The organism is Nocardia sp. NPDC051321, assembly GCF_044455225.1.
GTDB lineage: Bacteria > Actinomycetota > Actinomycetes > Mycobacteriales > Mycobacteriaceae > Nocardia.
In genome coordinates this window covers 332,238-346,595 of the sequence record NZ_JBITEM010000010.1, presented here as the reverse complement: position 1 = coordinate 346,595, position 14,358 = coordinate 332,238, and the positions used below count along the sequence as shown (strand labels likewise).

General features: G+C 67.4%; 17 protein-coding genes. 6 read left to right on the top strand and 11 right to left on the bottom strand.

Annotated features, from left to right (window positions below):
- Positions 1-73 precede the first annotated feature (73 nt).
- Positions 74-1,627 (bottom strand): succinic semialdehyde dehydrogenase, encoded by a 1,554-nt coding sequence (locus tag ACIA8C_RS25415; RefSeq protein WP_397138778.1) that lies wholly within the window; start codon positions 1,625-1,627, stop codon positions 74-76.
- A 240-nt stretch (positions 1,628-1,867) separates the two neighbouring features.
- Between ACIA8C_RS25415 and ACIA8C_RS25410 the strand changes: the two genes are divergently transcribed.
- The 5 genes from ACIA8C_RS25410 to ACIA8C_RS25390 all read left to right on the top strand — a co-directional run bounded on the left by ACIA8C_RS25410 (position 1,868) and on the right by ACIA8C_RS25390 (position 5,890).
- Positions 1,868-4,246, top strand: a complete 2,379-nt coding sequence (locus tag ACIA8C_RS25410) for a nitrate- and nitrite sensing domain-containing protein (RefSeq protein ID WP_397138776.1) — start codon at positions 1,868-1,870, stop codon at positions 4,244-4,246.
- Between the two features lie 2 nt (positions 4,247-4,248).
- Positions 4,249-4,674, top strand: a complete 426-nt coding sequence (locus tag ACIA8C_RS25405; protein WP_357388808.1) for a roadblock/LC7 domain-containing protein — start codon at positions 4,249-4,251, stop codon at positions 4,672-4,674.
- Positions 4,671-5,045 carry a DUF742 domain-containing protein gene (locus ACIA8C_RS25400; protein WP_397138774.1) on the top strand — a complete coding sequence of 125 codons (375 nt, stop codon included), beginning with the start codon at positions 4,671-4,673 and terminating at the stop codon, positions 5,043-5,045. The genes ACIA8C_RS25405 and ACIA8C_RS25400 overlap by 4 nt, the downstream gene beginning before the upstream one ends.
- Positions 5,026-5,625, top strand: coding sequence for a GTP-binding protein (locus tag ACIA8C_RS25395; RefSeq protein ID WP_397138772.1), 600 nt, complete (start codon positions 5,026-5,028; stop codon positions 5,623-5,625). The genes ACIA8C_RS25400 and ACIA8C_RS25395 overlap by 20 nt, the downstream gene beginning before the upstream one ends.
- Positions 5,626-5,686: 61 nt before the next feature.
- Positions 5,687-5,890: a hypothetical protein gene (locus ACIA8C_RS25390; RefSeq protein WP_397138770.1), complete on the top strand. Its 204-nt coding sequence runs from the start codon at positions 5,687-5,689 to the stop codon at positions 5,888-5,890.
- A gap of 2 nt (positions 5,891-5,892) precedes the next feature.
- Here the strand turns inward: ACIA8C_RS25390 and ACIA8C_RS25385 are convergent, their stop codons facing one another.
- The 4 genes from ACIA8C_RS25385 to ACIA8C_RS25370 all read right to left on the bottom strand — a co-directional run bounded on the left by ACIA8C_RS25385 (position 5,893) and on the right by ACIA8C_RS25370 (position 8,238).
- On the bottom strand, positions 5,893-6,387 hold the full coding sequence (locus ACIA8C_RS25385) for a hypothetical protein (protein WP_397138768.1): 495 nt from the start codon (positions 6,385-6,387) through the stop codon (positions 5,893-5,895).
- 31 nt (positions 6,388-6,418) lie between these two features.
- Positions 6,419-6,814: an NUDIX domain-containing protein gene (locus ACIA8C_RS25380; RefSeq protein ID WP_397138766.1), complete on the bottom strand. Its 396-nt coding sequence runs from the start codon at positions 6,812-6,814 to the stop codon at positions 6,419-6,421.
- 81 nt (positions 6,815-6,895) lie between these two features.
- Positions 6,896-7,846, bottom strand: a complete 951-nt coding sequence (locus ACIA8C_RS25375) for a M56 family metallopeptidase (RefSeq protein WP_397138764.1) — start codon at positions 7,844-7,846, stop codon at positions 6,896-6,898.
- Entirely contained in the window at positions 7,843-8,238 is a 396-nt protein-coding gene (locus tag ACIA8C_RS25370; protein WP_396993689.1) for a BlaI/MecI/CopY family transcriptional regulator, read from the bottom strand. Before ACIA8C_RS25370 ends, ACIA8C_RS25375 begins: the two co-directional genes overlap by 4 nt.
- Positions 8,239-8,379: 141 nt before the next feature.
- Between ACIA8C_RS25370 and dinB the strand changes: the two genes are divergently transcribed.
- A complete protein-coding gene (dinB, locus tag ACIA8C_RS25365; protein WP_397138762.1) occupies positions 8,380-9,612 on the top strand; it encodes a DNA polymerase IV in 1,233 nt (410 codons plus the stop codon).
- A 4-nt stretch (positions 9,613-9,616) separates the two neighbouring features.
- Here dinB and ACIA8C_RS25360 read toward each other — a convergent pair whose 3' ends face one another.
- From ACIA8C_RS25360 to ACIA8C_RS25335, 6 genes are all read right to left on the bottom strand, one after another.
- Positions 9,617-10,168 (bottom strand): Uma2 family endonuclease, encoded by a 552-nt coding sequence (locus tag ACIA8C_RS25360; protein ID WP_397138933.1) that lies wholly within the window; start codon positions 10,166-10,168, stop codon positions 9,617-9,619.
- Positions 10,169-10,304: 136 nt separating this feature from the next.
- Positions 10,305-10,718, bottom strand: a complete 414-nt coding sequence (locus ACIA8C_RS25355; RefSeq protein ID WP_397138760.1) for a nuclear transport factor 2 family protein — start codon at positions 10,716-10,718, stop codon at positions 10,305-10,307.
- Between the two features lie 119 nt (positions 10,719-10,837).
- Positions 10,838-11,716 (bottom strand): phosphoribulokinase, encoded by an 879-nt coding sequence (locus tag ACIA8C_RS25350; RefSeq protein WP_397138758.1) that lies wholly within the window; start codon positions 11,714-11,716, stop codon positions 10,838-10,840.
- 27 nt (positions 11,717-11,743) lie between these two features.
- Positions 11,744-12,823: a class 1 fructose-bisphosphatase gene (locus ACIA8C_RS25345; protein ID WP_397138756.1), complete on the bottom strand. Its 1,080-nt coding sequence runs from the start codon at positions 12,821-12,823 to the stop codon at positions 11,744-11,746.
- A gap of 16 nt (positions 12,824-12,839) precedes the next feature.
- Positions 12,840-13,934, bottom strand: coding sequence for an AAA family ATPase (locus ACIA8C_RS25340; RefSeq protein ID WP_397138754.1), 1,095 nt, complete (start codon positions 13,932-13,934; stop codon positions 12,840-12,842).
- Positions 13,927-14,346: a ribulose bisphosphate carboxylase small subunit gene (locus ACIA8C_RS25335; protein WP_397138752.1), complete on the bottom strand. Its 420-nt coding sequence runs from the start codon at positions 14,344-14,346 to the stop codon at positions 13,927-13,929. Before ACIA8C_RS25335 ends, ACIA8C_RS25340 begins: the two co-directional genes overlap by 8 nt.
- Between the last annotated feature and the right edge of the window lie 12 nt (positions 14,347-14,358).

Here is a 14,358-nt window from a genome sequence, read left to right as displayed (position 1 = left end):
GATCGGGCTCCCGTCGGGGAAACCGGCGGCGGTGTCCGTCAGGTGGCGCACGACCACCTGACGGACACCGGTATCAGCGGCCGGGCAGGAAGCGCAGGGTGCGGGTGACCGTCATCAGGAACCGCTGCCACTTGTCCTGCGAAATCAGCGGCGGCGCATCCAGATTCAGGAACCGGGTGACCACAACGGTCTGCGGTTCGGTGAACTTCAGCAACCCGTCCGGGCCGTGCCTGCGCCCGACCCCGGAAATGCCCATCCCGCCCATCGGCGCGGCCGTGCTACCCCACGCGGGAGCGTAACCCTCATCGACACACACCGTGCCCGCGTGCAGCTGCGCGGCGATGCGCTCACCCTCGGACTTGCTCGCCGCCCACACGCTGGCGTTGAGCCCGTACTCGGTGTCGTTGGCCAGCCGGATCGCCTCGTCGACGGTGTCGACCGGATAGATCGAGACCAGCGGGCCGAAGGTTTCGTTGCGTCCGCATTCCATCTCCTCGGTCACCTGCGCGAGCACCGTCGGCTCGAAGAACAGCGGACCCAGATCCGGGCGGGCCTTGCCGCCTGCGAGCACCTTCGCGCCCTTGGAGGTGGCGTCGGCGACATGCTTGGTCACCGTCTCGAGCTGTGCCTCGGAGATCAGCGACCCGATATCGGCCGAATAGTCGTAGGTCGCACCGAGTTTCGCGGCCTTGACGGCGGCAACGAACTTGGTGGTGAATTCCTCGGCGATCGAGCGTTCGACATAGAGCCGTTCGATCGAGATGCACAGCTGCCCGGCGTTGGAGAAGCACGCGCGCACCGCGGCCTTGGCGACCTTGTCCAGGTTCGCGCCCTTGGCCACGATCATCGGATTCTTGCCGCCGAGTTCGGCGGAGAAACCGATCAGCCGTCGTCCGCACTGCTCGGCCAGGGTGCGCCCGGTCGCGGAGGAACCGGTGAACATCAGGTAGTCGCACTGGTCGACGATGGCGGTGCCGACCACGGTGCCCGGGCCGGGTACCACGGCCAGCAGATCACGGGGCAGCCCGGCGCGGTACAGCAATTCGGCGTTGGCCAGCGAGGAGAACGGTGTTTGACTGTCGGGCTTGACGACCACGGCGTTACCGGCGACCAACGCCGGAATCGAATCACCGATCGAGAGCAGCATCGGATAGTTCCACGGCGCGACCACACCGACGACACCCTTGGGCTGGGTGCGCACGGAGGTGCGGTTCAGCAGCGGGAACGCGCCCGGAACGCGGTGCGGGGCAAGCAGATTCGCGCCGTTTCTGGCGAAATAGCGGGCCGCGAAGATCAGGCCCATGATCTCTTCCTGGGCCGCCCAGCGCGCCTTGCCGGTCTCGGCCTGCACCACATCCATCAGGAACTCGCGGTTCTCCACGATCAACGCCCGGTACCGCTCCAGCACCGCGGCGCGATCGGCGGCCGGGCGCGCGGCCCAGCGGGCCTGCGCGGCGCGGGCCTTCTCGAACGCGGCCGCCACATCCTCGGCGGTGCCCACGGGCACACTGCCCAGCGCGGTGCCGGTGAACGTCTCGGCGATCGTCTTGCGCGAGCGATCCTCGGGGCGGTCGATCGCGGCCAGCGCGCTCAGACGGTCGAAGACTGCGGCTTCGGGCGCGGGCATCGTTGCCTCCTAGATGTGGGTCGGTGCGATCTCATGTAACCGCGAGATACACACAATCTACGCCGGGCAACCCCTGATCAGAAGCCGCTGCCGTTCACATCGGCCGGGTCGGTCGCCGAAACCGCCGGATTTGTCGCCATCCGAGCGGCCTCAGCGCGGTCGCGACGGCAAAGTCAATTCCAGTCCCACTCACCGGGACACAACGGCCGAGCGGTCCGTTTTGTGGTTTAGGTTGTGCCGATGTTCAGAGCGAGGCTCGGGGTTCGTACGCGGATTCTGGCAATCGCGCTCATTCCGAGCTTGACTCTGCTTGTAGTCGGCGTGGGCGCAGCGGGGTATCTGGTAGCCGAGGGAACCACGGCCAAGGAATGGGCGGTCCAGAATCAGAACGCCATCCCGCACACCAGAGAGCTGATGGAGGCGGTCCAGCAGGAACGCAAACTGACCCTGGCTCAGCTCGCCGGTGACGACACCGCGCCCCCGGCGCTGGCCGCCGCGCGCATCCGTCTCGACGGCGCCATGCGCGGACTGATCGAGGCCTCCACCGGCCTGCGCAAGGTCGACGACTCCAAGATCGGCGACGACGTCGCGGGCTTCAACACCCTGCTCAGTCAGATGACTCAGGTGCGGATGGCCACCGACGCCGCCCAGCTGCAGCCCTCCGACGCGTACATGTTCTACAACCGGATCCTCGACGTCATCTCCGTCGGCACCGAGATCGCCGAGCAGTCCGCGCCCGACACCGAGATCGGCGTCGCCATCGCCGACGGCATGCGCTTCCTCAACGCCGCCGAAGCCATGGCGCGCAGCAACGCCCTCGGCGTCATGCTCGCCACCACCAACGGGCCGACCCCGATCCCGATCGAGGAGTTCCTGCGCCAGGTCGGCTTCTACCACAACGAAATCGGTAATCTCTCCGCCGAATTCCCCTCCGGCGCACTGCACGACCGGCTCCAGCAGCTCACCGGAAGCAACGCCTGGCAGCAGCTCTCGCAGATGGAAACCGCGCTCGCCCAACGCTATTTCGCCCAGCAGAGCGCGGCAGGCACCAGCTCGTCGAGCGGCTCGACCTCCTCGAACAGCAGTTCCTCGAGCAGCAGTTCCGCGAGCAACGCCAAACAGTCGCTGCCCGCGCTGCCGCTCTCGACCACCGACTGGCAGAACGCCGCGGCCGAGGTGAACCGCTCGCTGATCGATGTGTGGATCTCGCAGAACCGTCACTCCCAGGAGCTGGCCGAGGACAAAGCCAGCACCTCCGCCGCCAACTCCCTCTACGCGGGCGGCGGCGTGCTGCTGGTCTCCATCGCGGCGTTCCTGATCGCCCTCGTGCTCGCCAACCGGATCATTCGCAGGCTCAAGCGACTACGCAAGCAAACCTTCGCCATGGCCGACGAGCGACTACCCGAGACCATGCGCAGGCTCAACGCGGGCGAAACCATCGACCCCGCCGCCGAAACCCCGGTGCTGGACTTCGGTCACGACGAAATCGGCCAGGTGGCCAGGGCTTTCCAGCACGCACACGCCGCCGCCATCGGCGCCGCGGTCGCCGAGGCCCGCACCCGCGAGGGCGTCAAGGCGGTCTTCCTCAACATCGCCCACCGCAGCCAGATCGTGGTGCACCGCCAGCTCGAGATCCTCGACGAAGCCGAACAGCGCCAAGAAGATCCGGTCCTGCTCGACACCCTGTTCCGCCTCGACCACCTGGCCACCCGCGAACGCCGCAACGCCGAGAACCTGACCATCCTCGGCGGCGGCCAGCCCGGACGCCAGTGGCGCAACCCCGTCCCGCTGATGGACCTGGTGCGCAGCTCGGTCGGGGAAACCCTCGACTACGCCAGGGTGCGGGTCTCGCGGCTGCCGCAGGTGCACGTCGTCGGCACCGTCGTCGCCGACCTCATCCACCTGCTCGCCGAACTCGTCGACAACGCCACCGCGTTCTCCCCGCCGCAGTCGCGGGTGGAGGTCAGCGGCAACGTGGTCGGCAAGGGTGTGGTCACCGAGATCAGCGACCAAGGCATGGGCATGCCCGACGCCGAACTCGCGCGCTTGAACGAGATGCTGCGCACCCCACCGGATTTCGGTGTCGCCGCGCTGTCGGCCGATTCGCGGCTCGGGCTGTTCGTGGTCGCCCAGCTCGCGGTGCGCCACGGTGTCACGGTGCGCCTGTCGGAGTCCGACTACGGCGGCATCAAAGCGATCGTGCTCATCCCCTCGGCGCTGATCGTCGCCGAATCCATCCCCGCGCCAACACCATCGGAGCTCACCGACCCCGGCAGGCGCAGGCGCCTCGCGGCACCGATGACCAGCGACCCCGCCGAAACCGCGCAGCCGGTCACCGGCGCGGTCGCCACGCTGGCCATCGAATCCCCCGCGCCCTACAGCCCGCGCCCACACCTGCCACCGGCGCCGCACCCCGACGCGGACGGCCGCCCCGCCCTGCCCCGGCGCAGCAGGCAAACCAATCTGGCACCACAACTGGCCGAACCGGCACCCGAGCAGCCCGCCCCCGCGGCGCCCGCCCGCTCGGCCGAACAGGCACGCGATCTGATGTCCGCCATCGAGAACGGGACCAGGCAGGGCCGCCGCTCCGCCGTCATCCCGGACGAACAGGAAGGTTAGGGGTGTCCTCTTCTCCCACAGGTGATCTCAATTGGCTGCTCGACGATCTCGTCGACCGGCTGGCCGGGGTGCGCCACGCGGTGGTGCTGTCCACCGACGGACTCTTACTCGGCCGCTCCAGCGCGATGACCCGTGAAGACGCCGAACACTTCGGCGCGATGTCCTCGGCGCTCTACGGGCTCGCACGCAGCGCGGGCAACCGATTCGACGGCGGCGGCGTGCGCCAGGCCGTCATCGAACTCGACCGAGCCGTGCTGTTCGTCACCTCCGCCGGTGACAACGCATGCCTTGCGCTGCAAGCGATCGAGTCCGCGAACCTGGGCATGGTGGCCTACGAGATGAACCTCACCGTCCAACGCGTCGGCAACTACCTGTCCACCACGCCGCGACGCGATCTCGTCGGACAGGGCGAGTCGACTCTGCCATGACCCACCCGCGTGAGCCCTGGTTCGACGAAGCGGCAGGCCCGCTGGTCCGCCCGTACGCGGTGACGCGCGGGCGCACCGCGGGCGGCGGTCCCGAACTGGACATGCTCACCTCGGTGGTCGCCGACGAATCGGCGGACACCTCCCGCCGGATGGAACCCGAATACGCCGATATCCTTCGGCTGTGCCGTGTTTCGCAAACGGTGGCCGAAGTATCGGCACAGTTGCGTTTACCGCTCGCGGTGACGAAGATCCTCGTCGGCGACCTAATCGGCGACGGGCAACTCATATTCCGTGCTCCCGTCCCGACGGAAGCCGGGCCCGAAGACCTCAACATATTGCGAGCGGTACTGGATGGAATCCGAAAACTTTGACCACAGCGGCACGCCGCACCTGGCCGCCTCGGTCAAGATCCTCGTCGCCGGCGGGTTCGGCGTCGGCAAAACGACCATGGTGTCGGCGATCAGCGAGGTCGCGCCCCTGCGCACCGAGGAACTGATCACCGAGGTCAGCACCGGCGTCGACGATCTGTCCGGCGTGGAGCAGAAGACAACGACCACGGTCGCCTTGGACTTCGGCAGGCTCACCATCGACCGAGACCTGGTGCTGTATCTGTTCGGCACACCCGGACAGGACCGCTTCTGGTTCCTGTGGGACGAGCTGGCCCGCGGCGCGCTCGGCGCGGTCGTGCTGGCCGACACCCGGCGACTCGGCAATTCCTTTGCCGCCGTTGACTTCTTCGAACGACGGCGGCTGCCGTTCATCGTCGGGGTCAACTGCTTCGACGGAGCGCCGGTCTACACGATCGACGAGGTGCGCGACGCGCTCGACCTCGATCCGAGCACCCCGGTGCTGCTGTGTGATGCCCGTGACCGAGGATCGTGCAAGACGGTCCTGACGACACTGGTGGAACATCTCATCGAACGCGTGCAGCGTCCGGCCGTCACCACCTGAACAACCGGCAGCCCCGAGCACTCGGGGCTGCCGGGGTTCCACCGTTGGAAGGAGTCGGGTTATGCGCATCGAGCGAACCCTTGCCGCCGTGGTCGTTTCGGGCACGCTGGTGTTATCGGCCGCCGCGCCCGCCGTCGCCGCACCCGAGCCGGCGGCCTCGACCGTGCAGGACTCCGGAGCGGCCACCTACGCGCGCGAATTCGTGTTCTTCCTCGTATGTTTGCTCAAGGGACAGTTGGCGGGTTCGACGTTTCCGCTCTGCTGAGCTCACACCTGCGCGAGCCAGCCGAGGAACAACAGCACACCCGCGGCACACACCAGCACCACCATCGCAACGGGCCAGCGCGGCCCCAGCCGCCCGAGCACGGCGCGGGTGAGGTGCACCTGCAGCGTGCCGAGTCCGGCGAGCACCAGCAGCCACACCGGCACCAGAACCACACCGATCAGCAGGTGCGTCGACCAGGCACCGGCCAATGTCGGCCCGCCCCACGCGTTCTCGTAGCCGTCGGTGAGCAGCGGATACAGCAGACCACGCACCCCGCCGAGCACCGCAAGGAACGCGAAAAACCAGGTCACCACGCCGAGCGCGGCACTGAGCACCGAGTGCCACATCGCACGCGGTGCCGAATACCTACGCGGATTGACGGATTCGCCGAGCAACCGGCGGGGCACCCGCAGCCGTGGCGGCACCGGGCCGACCGCCAACGGCAGCGCCCACAGGGCGTAGACCGCCGCGCGCAGCCATGCCAGCAGCACACTCATACCGCCGACGGTAGCGCGTTGTGCCTGCGGCTCAACGCAATCGGCCCGCATCAACCAGATCGTCGAACAGCAGCTGATCCACCGGCGGAACCAAGGCCCGATCGGCGTAGCTGAACCACGCCATCTCCTCGATCTCGCTACTGGCCGCGAGCGTGCCGTGATAGTCGGCGGTATAGCAGCTCATCCGCACCACCAGCTCCGGTGCGTGCGTCGCCTCGTAAGTGCCGACGTGCGCGACCGTTTCGGGCAGCAACGCGACGGTGAGCTCCTCCTCGATCTCCCGCACCAACGTCTGCAGATCGGTCTCCACCCCCTCCCGCTTCCCGCCGGGAATGTAGAACACATCCTTCCCCCGCGGCCGCGCACACAAAATCCGCCCACCCTCGATCCGCACCCACGCCACCGTATCGATCAGCTGCCCGTCCACCCCCGCACCCTAACCACCCACCACAACCCCCATCCCACGCGACACCCGCCCCCACCCTGTCTGAGCGTATGAAGCTCGCCTTCAGCCCAATACGGCGCTGCAGAACGCTACCGTGGCCGCGACGGCGGCGAATCCGGTTACCGTCGCCGCGATCACGCCGAGCAGCGCGGTGCGGGTGGTCGCCCGCCGCATGGGGCTCACCGGGTCCACCAGACGTTCGGCCCGCGCCAGCACCGCGGTCCCCGCCGCGGCCAGCGCGCCCGAGGGCGCCGGCCCGGACACACCGAGGATCACCAGCAACCCGCCGAGCAACGGTGCCGAGCCGTGCTTGTCGGCCGCCTTGTCGTCGGCACACATCTCCAGCAGCCTGGCGATCTCGGCCGTACCGAGGGTGACCAGGCGCAGACCCGGCAGCGTGGTCGCGATCGCCCGCAGCACCGCCGTCAACGGAGCGTGCCTGCCGGACAGATGTGCCCGCTCATGGGCCAGCACCGCGGCGAGCTGCTCGGGTGCCAGCGCCGCGAGCGCGGCACTGGTCACCACGATCGTGTCCGGTCGTCCCGGTACGCAATAGGCTTGGCGCTGCGGCGAATCCAGCACCAGCGCGCCGAGCCCGGGCACCCGGCGCCCGACCAGTCGCAGCGCCTTCGCGTGCGCGTGGGTGCGCCTGCGCATCTCCCGCACCACCGACACCGCGCGCGCCACCACCGCCATCGTGCAGGCCGCGACCAACGCGCCGATCGCGAAGGTGACCGCCTTGGTCGCGCCGCTGCCGTCCTCGTGCATCGGGTTCCACATGATCGCGACGCAGGCGCGCAACGCGTCGTGCGGATGTCCCCAGTAGGTGGCGAACTCGACGGTGAGCATGGTCGCCGCCGCCGCCCATGCGCCGAGCGTGCCGACGATCGCGACCACCCAGGCGATGATGCCCAGTCGCGGCGCGTTGCCACGCCGGGTCAATCTGCGCAGCACCGGCGGACCGAGGGTGGCCACCGTGGCGCCGTACACCATCAACGCGATCGCCAGCGTCACGTCGCGGCGCCCGGCGGTGCTTCGGGAGTCTTGTGAGCGGTGAGCCTGCGTAGCGCGGCCCGCAGCCCGGCCGATTCCTCGGCACTGATCCGGTCGACGAAGTGGCTCAGCACCAGATCGGAGCGGCCGCCCGCGCCGAGCGCCTCGAGCATCAGCCGGGCACTGTGCTCCTCGCGGGTCAGCGTCGGCCAGTACCGGTAGGCCTTGCCGGAACGTTCGCGCGCCAGCCAGCCCTTGCGGTGCAGGTTGTCCATGGTGGACATGACGGTGGTGTAGGCGATGTCGCGCTGGGCGGACAGTTCGTCGAAGATCTCGCGCACCGTGGTGTCTTCGGCGTCCCGATCCCAGATGCGGTCCATGATCACCGCCTCCAGGTCTCCAAATCCGCGCACAGTACCGACTCCCTCATCCAAAAACGTGTCCTGCTGTGGGGCCAGCGTACCGGTTAGTCCGAATTGCTACGTAGTCAAGCCGTAGATTCGGCAGATTTCCTGAATGACCAGGTTCCGGATGTCGGTGCGTCATGCGAACATATGTTCGTGTCCGACGCACCCGCCTCCCGCCAGCGGATCGTCGCGCGGGCCGAGGCCTCGATCCTGCACGCCGACCTCGACTCGTTCTATGCCTCGGTCGAGCAGCGCGACAATCCCCGGCTGCGCGGCAAACCCGTCATCGTGGGCGGCGGGGTGGTGCTCGCGGCCAGCTATGAGGCCAAGGCCTTCGGGGTGCGCACCCCGATGAACGGCGGCCAGGCGCGGCGACTGTGCCCGCACGCGATCGTCGTGCCGCCGCGCATGTCGGCCTACGCGGAGGCGAGCAAGGCGGTGTTCGAGGTCTTCCACGACACCACGCCGTTGGTCGAGGGCGTCTCCATCGACGAGGCGTTTCTCGATGTCGGCGGGCTGCGGCGCATCGCGGGCGAACCGATCGGCATCGCCGAACGCTTACGCGGGCAGGTGCGCGAGCAGGTCGGGCTGCCGATTTCGGTGGGCATCGCCCGCACCAAATTCCTGGCCAAGGTCGCCAGCGCCGTCGCCAAACCCGACGGCCTGCGCTTCGTCGCACCCGATGCCGAACTCGACTTCCTGCACCCGCTGCCCATCGAAAGGCTGTGGGGCGTAGGCGAAGTCACCGCACGCACCCTGCACGATCACGGCATCACCCGGGTCGGCCAGCTCGCCGACCTCGGCGAAAGCCCGCTGCGCGCCCTGCTCGGCGCGGGCGCTGCCCGCCACCTCTACGCCCTGTCCTGGGCCCGCGACCCCCGCCGTGTCGAAACCGGCGTGCGCCGCCGCTCCATCGGCGCCCAGCGCGCCCTCGGCCGCCAACCCCACCCGCCCGACGAGATCGAGGCCTACCTGCACGGCCTCACCGACCGGCTCGGGCGCCGCCTGCGCGCCGCCGACCGTATCTGCCGAACCCTGGTGCTGCGCATGCGCTTCGGCGACTTCACCCGAGCCACCCGCTCCCACACCCTGCCCGAGGCCACCGACCACACCGAAACCCTGCTGTGCGCCGCGAGGTCTCTGCTGTCCGCCGCCATGCCGGCGATCCAGGAACGCGGCCTCACCCTCATCGGCCTAGCATTCACCAACCTCGCCGACGCCGACCCCTGCCAACTCTCCCTACCCTTCGAAGCCCGCGCCACCAACACCCTCGACGCCACCCTCGACGACCTACGCCACCGCTTCGGCTCCGCCGCCATCACCCGCGCCGCCCTACTCGGCCGCGGCGAGGGCCTGTCGGTGCCCCTCCTACCGGACTGACAACTCAGCCATCGAGCTGCGAAAACAGAATCGTCGCCGGGAACGGGCTCTCCAGAACGACCGCCTCCTGATGCGTGTCGACCAACCGGTAGACGCGAGTGGCCCAATCGAGGCGGTATTCGTGAATCATCTTCACGTACAAGCTCGCATCGAGGTGAACGACGAGGTATACGGGGATGCCTTCGTAGGCGTATTCCGCCAGCTTGTCGACAGTGTCGGTATAGCCGGAGCCGGGGGAAACGACCTCGACGACCAGCAAAGCATCGCCGGTCGTCAGTTTCGACCCGCGCTCGACACAGCGATAGACGGTGACGTCCGGTCGGCGAAACGAGAACGCGCCGTCGCGGTTTCGCCGTCGGGTGAAATGAACATCGACGTCGGTCGACACGCGTGTGCAAGGGTCCGCGGGCTTGGCGGCCTCCAGCTGGTTGGCCAGTCGGCGTGCCACATCGCTGTGTTCGGGCGAACCGCTTTGGCAGCGAATGATGTTGCCATCGATGACCTCGATCAGCTTGCGCAAATCATCCGGCAGCTGGTCATAGTCGGCCTCGGTCATCTCCAAGGCGCCAGGGTCGTCGGCCCAAACCGGTAATACGCTCACTGGCTGCCTCGCTCGCAGAAGGGTTATCGGTCATCGGTCATGCTACGCAGCATGTCGCCGGAGCATGACCGTACAGCCTCGAGCCTTGGCGTTATGAGGCCGACTGAGACTGCGTGGCGGCCAGCGCTTCCTCTTGGATGCGGGGGAATTGGGCGGCCATGGCTTCGGAGAGGGCTTGCGCGGCGGAGAGGGGGCGGATCATGACGGTGAGGCTGTCGATCTTGCCGTTGTCGTCGTAGTGCAGGAAGTCGCAGCCGTTGACGGTTTTGCCGTCGACCGTCGCCTCGAAGATCAGCGCGTGGTCGCGGCCGTCGGGGTTGGCGATCTCGCGCAGGTAGTGGAAGTCCTCGAAGACGCGCAGCACGCCGCGCAGGATGGCGGCGGTGATCGCCTTACCTGGGTAGGGCTTGAACGCGACCGGGCTGGTGAAGACGACGTTGTCGGCGAGCAGCGCCTCGACCGCCTCGGTGTCTCTGGCTTCGACGGCCTCGCGGAACGTAGTCATCACGGCACCTCGCATATGCAACTCGTTGAATAGGGTCGGTTCGAGGGTAACGCAGAAACTTCGCCGAGTGGCACCTACCCGCGCGCAGAACGCCGGGACGCGAATCGGGCGCGGATGATTCAGTGCGGGCGCTTGGGACGCTTGTCCATGAGACGCAGGATCAGCGGGGTGAAGATCAGCTGCATCGCCAGCGCCATTTTGCCGCCGGGCACCACGATGCAGTTGGGCCGCGACATGAACGAGTCGTGCAGCATCGACAGCAGGTAGGGAAAGTCGATGACCTTGGGGTCGGCGAAGCGGATGACGACGAAGCTTTCGTCGGCGGTCGGGATGCTGCGGGCGATGAACGGGTTCGAGGTGTCCACGGTGGGCACGCGCTGGAAGTTGACGTAGGTGTGCGAGAACTGCGGGCAGATGTATTTCACGTAGTCCGGCATGCGCCGCAGGATCGTATCGATCACCGCCTCGCTGGAGTACCCGCGTTCGGTCTTGTCGCGGATCACCTTCTGAATCCATTCCAGATTCACGATCGGCACCACACCCACCAGCAGATCCGCGTACCGCGCGACATTCACGCTGTCGGTGACGGCGGCACCGTGTAATCCTTCGTAGAACAGCAGATCGCTGCCCGGCGCCAAGTCCTGCCATGGGGTGAACGTGCCCGCGGGCTGCCCGTGCGGTTTGGCCTCGACCTCATCGTGCAGATACTTGCGTACCGCCCCGACCCCGGTCTCGCCGTAATCACGAAACAACGTCTCCAGTTCTTTGAGCAGATTCGCCTCCTCGCCGAAATGCGAGAAGGTGAGGTTGCGGTTCTGTTCGGCCTCGGCCATCGCGAGCTTCATCTCGTTGCGGTCGTAGCGGTGGAACGAATCACCCTCCACCACAACAGCATTGATGCCTTCCCGGCGGAATATCTCCTGAAATGTCCGCGTGACGCTTGTCGTTCCCGCACCGGATGATCCGGTGATCGCGACGACGGGATGCTTGACCGACATGGCACCTCCTCGGTGGCGCAACAGATTTCAGTGCGGCGCCGGGCGAAACAGCGACCGCGACCCGAACAACGAGCTGTCGAAGACATGCCCCTCGTCGGGCTCGCTGTGATACCGCTCGATCCGCTCGACCTCGTTGCGCGACCCGAAGATCAACGGCACCTGGTGGTGCACGTGCTCGGGCGGCACCTCCAGCACCCGCTCGCCGCCCGTGGTCGCCCACCCACCGGCCTGCTCGACGATGAACGCGATCGGATTGGCCCCGTACAGCAACGACACCCGCCCCGGGCGCACCGGCGGGCGGTTGTCGTGCGGATACAGATACACCCCGCCCCTGGTCAGAATGTGGAAGGTGTCCGCGACCAGCGAGGCAACCCAGCGCATATTGAAATCGCGTCCGCGCGGGCCCTCCACGCCGTCGAGGCACTCGTGCACGTAGCGGCGCACCGGCCGCTCCCAGAACCGCTCGTTGGCGGCGTTGATCGCGAACCCGGAGGTGTCCTCGGGGATGCGCATCCGCGGATGGGTCAGCACGAACGCGCCGATCTCCCGGTCGAGGGTGAATCCGTCGACACCGCTGCCGGTGGTGATCACCAGCATGGTCGCCGGGCCGTAGAGGGTGAATCCGGCACACACCTGACGCACACCGGGTTGCAGGAAGTCCTCCGCGGTGGGCGAGCCGCGCTCGTGCTCCGGCGCGCGCAGCACGCTGAAAATTGTTCCGACAGGCAGGTTTACGTCGATATTTGAGGACCCGTCGAGGGGATCGAAGGCCAGCAGATACTTGCCGCGCCGATGCGCGTCGGGCACCGGGTGACTGGTCGCCATCTGCTCCGACACCAGCGCGGCCAGATGCCCGGTCCATTGCGTCTCGCTCACCATGATGTCGTTGGCGATCGCGTCGAGCTTGCGATGCACCGTCGGTGGCAGATTGTCGGGCTCGGCAGCTCCGAAAGATCCGGCAATGGCACCCCGCGTCACCTGATTGGCGATCATCTTCGTCGCGGTCGCAACGACGTTCAGCAACGCGGAGAACTCACCGGACGAGCCGGGGTGCCGATGCTCCTGCTCGATCGTATACCGGGTGAGCGTCTTCAGTCCCTCTGGCATGGGCGCCTCGATCTCGTTACGCCGGGGGACGGCAGGAGGCGGAGCCGACGGGGTGGGTGAGCACTGGGGGACGGCAGGAGGCGGAGCCGACGGGGTGGGTGAGCACTGGGGCCCGCGCGCTCGGCCCGTCCTGCGGTTCGGTGCTGTCGGTGAACACGCTGCTGCCGTAGACATCCCGGTCGGTCAGCGTGATCAGATCGGTCTTGGTCAGCGGCCGGTGCAGCTCCACCAGCCGCTTGGCCTGCCGCAGCCGGCAGCGGTCCAGCGCGTTGCGCACACTGCGCGCGTTGGAGAACCGGGGCCGGGTCATCCGCAGTTCCAGATACTCGGCGAAGGCGGTATGCGCGGGCGGGTCGAAGCGAAAGTTCTCCCGCGCCACCATGAGTTCGGCGATATCCATCAGCTCGCCGGGGGTGTAGTCGGCGAACTCCAGATGATGGGCCACCCGCGAGGACAGGCCGGGATTGGCGGAGAAGAAGCGCTCCATCCGGTCCGGGTAACCCGCGAAGATCACCACCAGGCTGGCGCGCTCACTTTCCATCTCCTGCAACAGGATTTCGATGACCTCTTGCCCGTAGTCCCGCTCGTTCTCCGGTCGGAACAGGTAGTAGGCCTCGTCGATGAACAGCACCCCGCCGGCCGCCTTGGCCAGTGCCTCCTTGGTTTTCGGCGCGGTGTGGCCGATGAACTGGCCCACCAGGTCATCCCGGGTGACGGTGTGCACCTTGGGTTTCCGGATATAACCCAGCGCGTGCAGCATTTCGGCCATGCGCAGCGCGACGGTGGTCTTGCCGGTGCCTGGACCGCCGGTGAAGCTCATGTGCATGGTGGGCCGCGAGGAACTCAGGCCGAAGCGTTGCCTGGCCCGGTCGATCAGTAATAATGCCGCGATCTCGCGCACCCGGCGTTTGACATTGGCCAAGCCGACGAGTTCGGCGTCGAGCCTGCGCAGCGTGTCCTCGACGTCGTTGCCCGCGATGTCGGTCGAAAGATCAAGCACCGCATCGTCATCCAAGATATCGGGCGCCTCGGCTTCGGCAGGCTCGGCGCGCACCGGCCTGCCGTCGCCCGTGCCGGGACGGTGTAGCCGGAAACCGTTGGCCTCAGCCATACCGCTGTCCCTGCCGATCGTCGGTGGCGTAGGAGTGCAGGCCGTACTTCTGCTGACGATCCGGTCCTTCCAGGCGGGTCAGCAGGAAGCCTGGTTCGTCGGCCGGACGCTGCACCAGGAAGCTCAGCGCCGTGGTCTGCCTGCCGAAGCGGGCGTCGTAGGCCAGTACCCGCACATAGTGGCGGGGGAAAGTCGAACGGCAGGCGTTGATTTCGGCGAGTACACCGTCGGGCTCGTCCAGATCGAACAGCGGCAGCCCCCACATCTCCCAGTAGGCGTTGCGGGGATGCGGGTCGTCGGTGTACTCGATCGACACCGGCCAGCTGTTGAGCAGCGCGTAGCGCACCTGGGCGGAGATTTCCGCGTCGGTGAATTCCGGCAGGTACGAAAACGTTCCGTGACGCAGGTACATGATGTGTGCTCC